This is a genomic window from Mycobacterium sp. NGS50 (assembly GCF_059812545.1).
In genome coordinates, this window is record NZ_JCALCW010000084.1 from 1 (window position 1) to 1,076 (window position 1,076).

Here is a 1,076-nt window from a genome sequence, read left to right on the forward strand (position 1 = left end):
TGTTCTTCACGGGCAGGTTGTGAACGCGTAGGCGTTCGATCGGTGTCTTGCCTTTGATGCCGGTGTGGGGTCGGTGGTGATTGTAGTGATGCAGCCAGCTCTGGTAGGTCGCTGCGCGGGCTTCATCGGTGAAGTAGGTCTGGGCGTAGGCCCATTCCTGGCTGAGGGTGCGGTTGAATCGCTCCACTTTCCCGTTGGTCTGCGGCCGGTAGGGCCGGGTCTTCTTGTGCTTGATCTTCTTACCGAGCGCATCAGCGAAAAGCATTGACCGGTAACACGATCCGTTGTCGGTCAGGACTCGTTTGACGACGATTCCGTGATCGCCGAAGAAGGTGTTGGCCCGGCCCCAGAACGCTGCGGCCGTTTCCTTGCGTTCATCGGCAAGGATCTCCGAGTACGCCAGCCGCGAGTGGTCATCAACCGCATGATGCAGGTAGGCATAACCGCGGCCCTGCTTCTTGTTGTTGCGGTTGCCGGCCGTTCGCCCCAGCTTGCGGTGCCCACCGCCGTTGGGGATGCGGCCCAGCTTCTTGATGTCGATATGGATCAGATCCCCGGGCGCGGGGTGCTCATACCGATGGGGTTTGGGCCTGCGTACTACCAGGCCGGTGTTCTGGTCCAGGTCGCGCAGCAGCGGCATCCGGTAGCGGCGCAGCACAGCCTCGACGGTGGAGCGTGAGAGGCGCAGGTGGGCGGCGATACGGTGCGGGCCCCACCGATAGGTGAAGCGCACCTTGATGATCCGGCGCTCCCGACGCTGCGCCAATTGTCGGGGGCTGCGATGCGGCCGACTGGACCGGTCGACCATTGCGTCCGGGCCGCCGGCACGGTAGCGGTCGGCCCACTTCTTGGCCGTCGCGGTCGAGCACTGGAATCGTTCCGCGGCCCGGGCGTAGGTCCATCGGTCCTCGACGACACAACGGGCGAGCCGCAACCGGCCCTTCGGAGTCAAACAGGCATTAGCGTGGACCATGAGGACCTCTCGGTAGCGATGTGTGTGTGGTAACCACACCGATACCGGAGGTCCTCACCTATTCACGCTCACCACGCCGTTCACAACCTGTCCGGGAACTACA

The 1,076-nt window shown here is 63.4% G+C and carries 1 protein-coding gene; it reads right to left on the minus strand.

The features are described from left to right. Positions 1-973, minus strand: a 973-nt coding sequence (locus AC5Y36_RS25775; protein ID WP_500043812.1) for an IS481 family transposase, incomplete at its 3' end; no start/stop codon positions are given. Positions 974-1,076: the final 103 nt, after the last annotated feature.